Source organism: Streptomyces sp. WAC06614 (assembly GCF_003949795.1).
GTDB lineage: Bacteria > Actinomycetota > Actinomycetes > Streptomycetales > Streptomycetaceae > Streptomyces.
Window position 1 is genome coordinate 1 of the sequence record NZ_RPRY01000360.1, and the last position, 6,672, is coordinate 6,672.

Consider the following 6,672-nt stretch of genomic DNA (forward strand, 5'->3'; position numbering starts at 1 on the left):
CGGTACGGCGGCCGGCCCGGCCCGTCCCCCGCGCCGCCCCCGGCCGGGCCGGCCGCCGTACCGTCTCCGCCGCCGGACGCGCCGCCACCCGCGGCCCGCTCGGCGTCCCCGTGCAGGTCAGGGGCAGGGTCGAGGTCCGCGTCCGCGTCCGGGTCCGGAGCGGTGCCGGCGTCCGGGTCGCCGCCGGGGGCCCCGGCCCCCTCCGCCGCCCGCCTGGCCTCGGCCGCGGCCGTGGCCAGGCGCTGCCGCCCGGCCAGCCACAGGGCGTCGGCCAGTTCCTCGGCGGAGGGATCGAGTCCGGCGCCCCGCAGGACGGATGCCAGCCGCACCACGCGGGCCAGCTCGGCCGGGCGGACGGGCCGGACCGGGCGGGACGGGCGGGCCGCAGGGGTGGCCACGGGCGGTCACCTCGAACGGTCGAGGCGCTGGATGAGCAGGTCGGCGAGGTCCTCCCGGGTCGGTGGGGCGGCGTAGTGGGTGAGGTAGATGGCGTTGAGCAGTTGGTCGGCGGCCACCAGCTCGGTCTGCGAACGGGTGAGGAACTCGCGGATGAGGTCGGCGCCGAGCCGGGCGGCCTCCTCTCCGAGGTGCGCCGTGACCATGGTGGCGAGCCGCTTCTCGCCGGGCTGGCCCAGCTTGAGCTGGATGCAGCGGCGCAACAGGGCCGCGGGGAAGTCCCGTTCGCCGTTGCTGGTGAGGATGATGAACGGGAACGCCCGGCACCGCACCCGCCCGTCGCGCACGGTCACCTTGGCCCCGTCGTCGGTCAGCACCTGCACCTCGGGTTCCCGGTCGGCGACCCGCTCCAGTTCGGGCAGGGTGAACTCGCCCTCCTCCAGGACGTTCAGCAGGTCGTTCGGCAGGTCGATGTCGCTCTTGTCGAGCTCGTCGATGAGCAGCACCCGCGGCTTCTCGGCCGGCAGCAGCGCGGTGCCCAGCGGGCCGAGCCGGATGTACGTGCCGATGCCGGGCGGCGGCCCGGCCGGGGCGCCGCCGGCCGCTCCGGCACCGGCCGCGATCTGCACGTCCTGGAGGCGGGCCATGGCGTCGTAGCGGTAGAGCCCGTCCTGCACCTGGGTGCGCGAGACGACCGGCCAGCGCAGCACCCGGCCGAGCCGCAACTCGTGGGCGACGGCGTGGGCGAGGGTGGACTTGCCGGTGCCGGGGTAGCCGGTGACCAGCAGCGGCCGGCGCAGGTACAGCGCGGCGTTGATGGCCTCCAGCTCCTCCGGCTCGGGCCGGTGGAGCGCGGCGGCGTGGCGGTGCGCGCCGAGCCGACGTGCGGCGGCGGTGTCGGGCACGGCGGCCGCGGGTCCGGGGGCCACGGGAGGTCCGCCGTCGAAGTCCCGCCAGGGCGGGGCGGGCGGCAGGGCGTCGATGCCGTCGTGGGGCTCACCGACGCCCCGGTAGATGAGCCACTCGTCGTTCACGGATCGCTCCCTTCGGTCGGCCCGGCCCCTGCACCACGCGGGACACCGGTCGCGTACGGCGGTGGGCCGGTCCCGGCCCCCGCACCGCGCGGGAGACCGGCCCCCGCCCCGCGCGGGAGACCGGCCCCCGCCGCGCGGGAGACCGGCCCGCCACCCCGCGCAGGACACCGGGCCGGCTCCGGCTGGGCCCCGTACAGCCGGAACCGGCCCCGCCCCGCCGGGCGTCGACGGCCCGTCACAGGTCCCCCTGCAAGGGCTCGTCCTCCGGCAGCGGCCTGGCCGGGTCCTCCCATACGAGGCCCAGGCCGGCCGACCAGTAGGCGTCGGGGTCGTGCCCGTGGGCCCGGACCCGCAGGGACTGCAGCCGCAGCGGCAGCGGCGCGCCCCGCCCGGCCTCGGCCAGTTCCTCGCGCAGCCCGCGGTGGAAGGCGGCGCAGGAGGTCTCGCCGGGCGGCGGCCTGCGGCACAGCACGATCCCGTACCCGGCCCGGCGCGCCGCGTGCAGGGCGCCGAGGGCGGGCTCGCAGTCGGCGCTGCGGCAGGAGACGGGGACGATGTGGTCGGGCAGGCCGGCCAGCCAGCCGTAGGAGGGGCTGCGCGGGCGGCCCCGGGAGCAGTCGGCCCGCTGGTCCAGCACCGGCCCGGCCAGCACCCGGGCCCAGCGTTCGGCGGCGCGGTGCGGCTCGTCGGCGCGGGGCCCGTCGGCCGGGAAGCGGTGGACGACCGGCCGCTGCACCCCGACGGGGACGTCCCCGGTCACGGCCCATTCGTCCACGGCGAGGGCGAACAGCTCGGGGGCGACGGCCACTTCGAGCAGGGCCGCGGCCTCGTGGGTGTCGCAGCGCCGGAAGGCCTCGGCGAGCGGGGCCCGTAGGACCTCCGGCAGCCGTTCGGGCCGTACCCGGACGCCGGAGTCCACGGGGGTCAGCTCGGCCGGCCGGTCGGGGCCGCCGAGCACGGAGACCCGCCAGTCGTAGACCTCCTCCCACCCGTGCGACCAGGCCTCCAGCAGCACCGACGGGCCGGCCGGCAGGGCGTCGGGGGCCCGGGCAGGGCCGTGCACGACGCGGCCGGCCGAGGCCCGGCGGCGCAGGTCGCGGGCGGCCAGGCCCCGTTCGTGCCGTTCGCCCAGTTCGCGGCGCAGGGGCCGCCACAGCCGTTCGGCGGTGGCCCGGACCCAGTCCCACAGCTCCTCGTCGGCGCCGGGCGCGGGCGGCTCGCGGTGGTCGGTGACACTCACGTCGGTGGCGTAGCGGAGCATGGCGGCCGCCTCGCTGACCCCGCCGGGCGGGTCGTAGAGCAGGCCGAGGCCGTCGCGCCAGCTCAGCGGGGCGGGGCCGGAGGAGTCGGGCTCCTCGCCGCGGGCGGCCTCGACCAGGGACCGTACGGCCTCGGACGAGCGGGGGGCGGGCAGCTCGGCGAGCAGCCCGTACAGGGTGGTGCGTTCGCCGGGGGTGAGCCGCAGGCGGGTGCCGTACCCGTCCCCGCCGGGGAGCTCGCCCTGGACGTCGGTCCAGGTGCGGCGGCTGTTGAGGTCGCTGAGGTGCTGGTCGTAGTGGTGCAGGTCGTGGGCCTGCATGACCCGGCGGTAGAGGCCGAGCTGGCTGCGGGTGGCCGCGGGCAGGGTGCGCAGCTGGACGATCGAGACGGCCAGGCCCCCGCCGCCCTCGTGGCGGCGGGCCTTGACCACGCCGACGACCTCGCCGCGGGCGAGGTCGACGACGGGACCGCCGGACATGCCGGGGACGATCTCGTCGTCGGCACCGAGCCGGATGGCCGCTCCCGCCCCGGCGGCGCCGCGCAGCCGGGTGGTGCGGCCGGTGATCTCGGGCATGCCGAGGTCCTCGGTGCACCCGAAGTAGGCCACGTCCTCGAACCGCGGCGGCCGGGCCCGGTCGGTCAGCCAGACGCAGGCGTGGGTGACCGGGGCCAGGACCCGGATCAGCGCGAGGTCCGGCAGCTCCCACAGCCCGCGCCGCCCTGGGCGGCGCTGCTCCAGGGACTCGGGCAGGACGCACTCCACCCGGCCGGCGACCGTGCCGGTGCCGGTGCCGCCGATGCCCCCGCCGAGGTCCCCGGAGGTGAAGGTGATGCCGACCTCACGACCCGCAAGACGCACACCCGCACCCCCTTCCCCCACCACGTGCGCACACGTCAGGACCCAGCCGGGAGCGACGAAGAAACCGCTCCCCCAGGTACGACGGGCCCCTGGGTCCTCATACCCGTCCACGGGCGCGTGGACGCGTACGGTGGCGGCCAGGACGAGGGGCTCCAGGAGCTCGAAGGCGCGTGCGGATGCCGCCGTGCGCCCTTCCGCCATTCCCCGCCTCCCGACGCCGCCCGCCGCATGGCCCCGGCGTCCCGCGCGTCCCGCACGTCCGGGCAGTTCAGGCTAGCGCCGGGCCCCTGCGGAGGGGAGGTCCGGGAGAAACCCGGATTATCCTGGCCGAGAATCACCCACGACCCATCCACACCGGCACGGAGCCTGTCTTGTACTTCACCGATCGTGGCATCGAGGAGCTGGAGAAGCGGCGCGGCGAGGAGGAGATCACTTTCGAGTGGCTCGCCGAGCAGCTCCGCACCTTCGTCGACCTCAACCCGGACTTCGAGGTCCCGGTCGAGCGCCTGGCCACCTGGCTGGCCCGCCTGGACGACGAGGACGACGAGGAGTCCTGACCCGGACCCCGGCCGGACCCCCGACCGGGGCCCGGGCCCGGGGCCCGGGCCGACGACCCGGGCCGACGACCCGGCCTTTGCGAGACACCGAAGCCCCCTGCCGCGCCCGTTACGGAGCGTGGCAGGGGGCTTCGGTGCAGGGCGGGGTCAGGCCGCCTTGGTCTCCCAGAAGATCCGGTCGATCTCGGCGATGAGGTCGAGGGCCTTCTGCCCGGTCGCCGGGTCGTTCGACGCCTTCGCGGCCGAGAGGGCCTTGAGGGTGTCGTTCACCAGCGTGTGCAGCTGGGGGTACTTCTCGAAGTGCGGGGGCTTGAAGTAGTCGCTCCACAGGACCGACACGTGGTGCTTGGCAAGCTCCGCGCGCTGCTCCTTGATGGTGATGGCGCGGGCGCGGAAGTCCGCGTCCTCGTTCGCCTGGTACTTCTCCTGTACGGCCTTGACCGACTCGGCCTCGATACGGGCCTGGGCCGGGTCGTACACGCCGCACGGCAGGTCGCAGTGGGCGCTGACCTTCGCCTTGGGGGCGAAAAGGCGGGAAAGCATTGAGCTCGTCCTCCTCGTGATCGTCTTCTCAAGGGGGAGATTACTCGGTGAGAAAGCGGATTTCGCGGGCGCCCCCATGGGCTTAGGACAAAAGTCCAGGGTCAGGATGGGGTGGGTGCGCGAACATACGGACGACCGGAGCAGGAGGTGCGCATGGGCTGGCGGGTGCCGTTCGTGGTGGTGGAGGTGTACGGGCCCTCGATGGTGCCGACCCTCTACGAGGGGGACCGGCTGTTCGTCCGGTACGGGGCGGCCGTCCGTCCGGGTGACGTCGTGCTGCTGCGCCATCCGTTCCAGCAGGACCTCGTCGTCGTCAAGCGGGCCGTCGAGCGGCGCCGGGGCGGCTGGTGGGTGCTGGGCGACAACGGGTTCAACCGGACCGGCGACAGCGAGGACTTCGGGTCCGTGCCCGAGGAGCTCGTCCTCGCCGTCGCGCGGCTGCGCTACCGCCCCCGCAGACCCGATCAGCGCTCGCTGAGGGCGCGGCTGTCCTGGGCCGTCTCCGCGGTGCGGCCGCTCTTGCCCGACCCGGCGGCCTCCAGCCGCTTGCGCGCCCTGTAGGCGGCGACGTTGGCGCGGGTGGCGCAGCGGTCGGAGCAGTAGCGGCGGGAGCGGTTGGTGGAGGTGTCGAGGTAGGCGTTGCGGCAGGGCGGCGCCTGGCACAGCCCCAGCCGGTCCGGGCCGTACTCGGTGAGGTGGAAGGCCAGGCCCATCGAGGCGATGGCCGCGTAGCCGGCCGAGGCGTTGGACGGGTGGTCGGCGAGGTGCATGTGCCAGTCGGGCCGACCCTGGTCGTCGAGGAACTTGTGCCCGGAGATCTGCGGGCTGACCGGGTACTCCATCAGCAGGGAGTTCAGCAGGTCGACGGCGAGGGTGTGGTCGCCGCCGTCGGCGGCCTCGAAGACGGCGCGCAGCCGGCCGCGGACGTTGCGGAAGCGGGTGACGTCCGCGTCGGTGACCCGCCGGGCCATCTGCACACCGGCGCCGAAGAGGGTGCGGACGGCGTCCACCGAGGTGAGCGCGTCCTTGTTGCGGGCCGGCTCCTCGGTGTTGACCAGGCGCACGGCATAGTCCGAGTAATAGGCCAGTTCCACTTGTAGTCCTTACGGCTGCGGTCTAGGGTCTCCCTGTCACGGCTGTAACGGCTGAGACCACTTCGAGGGTATTACGTTCGGAAGGCGGTTGCGATGACGGGCGGAACGACGGACGGACCGGCGGACGCCACGGCGGGCGCGACGACCGGGACCGGGACCGACTGGCAGGCCTGGCAGGACAGCTGGGACCGCCAGCAGGAGTGGTACATGCCGGACCGCGAGGAGCGTTTCCGGGTGATGCTGGACATGGTCGGGGCGACGGTGGGTACGGCGCCCCGGGTCCTGGATCTCGCGTGCGGTACGGGAAGTATCACGGATCGGCTGCTCAAGCGGTTCCCGGACGCCACGAGCACCGGCGTCGACCTGGACCCGGCCCTGCTGACCATCGCCCGCGGCCACTTCGCGGGCGACCCGCGGGTCTCGTTCGTCACCGCCGACCTCAAGGACCCCGCCTGGACCGCGGCGCTGCCGCACCGCTCGTACGACGCGGTCGTGACGGCCACGGCCCTGCACTGGCTGCCGACCGACCACCTCGCCGCACTCTACGGGCAGCTCGCACCGCTGCTGCCCGCCGGTGGCGTGTTCCTGAACGCCGACCACATGCCCGACCCGGCCACCCCGCGGATCAACGCCGCCGAGCGCGCCCACCGGCACGCCGTCATGGACCGGGCCCGGGCCGCCGGACAGGCCGACTGGCGGGAGTGGTGGGAGCTGGCCGCCGCCGACCCGGTGCTGGCCGGGCCGACCCGGGCCCGCTTCGCGCTCTACGGGGAGCACGCCGACGGCGACACCCCGCCCGCCGCATGGCACGTACGCACGCTGCGCGCGGCCGGCTTCGACGAGGCCCGGACGGTGTGGTGCTCGCCGTCCGACGCCCTGGTGCTGGCGCTGAAGTAGCGGACGCGGCCCGCGGGGGACGGGGGGGGTGG

7 protein-coding genes and 1 pseudogene are annotated in these 6,672 nt (G+C 75.3%); 3 read left to right on the forward strand and 5 right to left on the reverse strand.

Translation table 11 applies throughout. The features are described 5' to 3' along the window. The 3 genes and pseudogenes from EF918_RS30585 to EF918_RS30595 form a co-directional block, all read right to left on the reverse strand. Positions 1 to 398 (reverse strand): annotated as a pseudogene (locus EF918_RS30585) (hypothetical protein); the annotation flags it as partial. Between the two features lie 6 nt (positions 399 to 404). Then, positions 405 to 1,430 carry a MoxR family ATPase gene (locus EF918_RS30590; protein WP_125652180.1) on the reverse strand — a complete coding sequence of 342 codons (1,026 nt, stop codon included), beginning with the start codon at positions 1,428 to 1,430 and terminating at the stop codon, positions 405 to 407. 235 nt (positions 1,431 to 1,665) lie between these two features. Next, complete coding sequence (locus EF918_RS30595; RefSeq protein WP_125652181.1) at positions 1,666 to 3,750, reverse strand: trypsin-like peptidase domain-containing protein; 2,085 nt, start codon at positions 3,748 to 3,750, stop codon at positions 1,666 to 1,668. A 170-nt stretch (positions 3,751 to 3,920) separates the two neighbouring features. Here EF918_RS30595 and EF918_RS30600 point away from each other — a divergent pair, with 170 nt between their 5' ends. Further along, a complete protein-coding gene (locus EF918_RS30600) occupies positions 3,921 to 4,106 on the forward strand; it encodes a DUF6104 family protein (RefSeq protein ID WP_125652182.1) in 186 nt (61 codons plus the stop codon). Between the two features lie 147 nt (positions 4,107 to 4,253). Here the strand turns inward: EF918_RS30600 and sodN are convergent, their stop codons facing one another. Continuing rightward, on the reverse strand, positions 4,254 to 4,649 hold the full coding sequence (gene sodN / locus EF918_RS30605; RefSeq protein WP_048475438.1) for a superoxide dismutase, Ni: 396 nt from the start codon (positions 4,647 to 4,649) through the stop codon (positions 4,254 to 4,256). A 153-nt stretch (positions 4,650 to 4,802) separates the two neighbouring features. Between sodN and sodX the strand changes: the two genes are divergently transcribed. Further along, positions 4,803 to 5,210, forward strand: a complete 408-nt coding sequence (gene sodX / locus EF918_RS30610; protein WP_125652183.1) for a nickel-type superoxide dismutase maturation protease — start codon at positions 4,803 to 4,805, stop codon at positions 5,208 to 5,210. On the opposite strand, the gene EF918_RS30615 is transcribed toward sodX, so the two are convergent. After that, the gene (locus EF918_RS30615) at positions 5,114 to 5,743 is read right to left on the reverse strand and encodes a CGNR zinc finger domain-containing protein (RefSeq protein ID WP_125652184.1); all 630 of its coding nucleotides are present in this window, start codon (positions 5,741 to 5,743) and stop codon (positions 5,114 to 5,116) included. The two genes, sodX and EF918_RS30615, sit on opposite strands and share 97 nt — an antisense overlap. A gap of 93 nt (positions 5,744 to 5,836) precedes the next feature. Between EF918_RS30615 and EF918_RS30620 the strand changes: the two genes are divergently transcribed. Beyond that, positions 5,837 to 6,640, forward strand: coding sequence for a class I SAM-dependent methyltransferase (locus tag EF918_RS30620; RefSeq protein WP_125652185.1), 804 nt, complete (start codon positions 5,837 to 5,839; stop codon positions 6,638 to 6,640). Positions 6,641 to 6,672: the final 32 nt, after the last annotated feature.